Annotated in this window: 2 pseudogenes; one reads left to right on the top strand and one right to left on the bottom strand. The window is 74.5% G+C overall.

The window, feature by feature from the left end:
* A pseudogene (locus AC5RUJ_RS18390) lies at window positions 1–260 on the top strand (selenide, water dikinase SelD); the annotation flags it as partial.
* 17 nt (window positions 261–277) lie between these two features.
* Here AC5RUJ_RS18390 and AC5RUJ_RS18385 read toward each other — a convergent pair.
* Window positions 278–443 (bottom strand): annotated as a pseudogene (locus AC5RUJ_RS18385) (NrfD/PsrC family molybdoenzyme membrane anchor subunit); the annotation flags it as partial.

Genomic DNA, 443 nt, shown 5'->3' with positions numbered 1-443 from the left:
GTGCGGTCGTCGACCGGAAGGCCGTGCCGCTCGTGGCCGGCGCGCGGGAGGCGCTGCGGGACGGCTACATCTCCGGCGGCACCCGGCGCAACCTCGAATGGGTCCGCCCGCACCTGCGGCCGGGGGCAGGCATCACGGAGGATGACCTGCTGCTGCTGGCCGACGCGCAGACTTCCGGCGGATTGCTCGTGGTCGGGGAACTGCCCGGGCACCCGGTGGTGGGGCAGACCGTTCCGGGACCCGGGATCGAGGTGCGCTAGACCCGCGGCCGGCCGGCTTAGCCGGCGGTCGTGATCGAATCGTGGACGGTGCCCGCGCGTCGTCGGGCCGCGAGCCGGTTCTTCTGCGGCTCGATCGTGTAGCGGGGATCCTCCGCCGAGCGGATGCCGGCGCGCAGAATGCCGAACCGCGTCAGCGCCGAGGCGGCCAGCAGCGCCGTGCCG

Source organism: Arthrobacter sp. Y3223164, from assembly GCF_059091005.1.
Note: the sequence above shows the minus strand (reverse complement) of the source record. Positions and strands in the feature narration are given on the sequence as shown.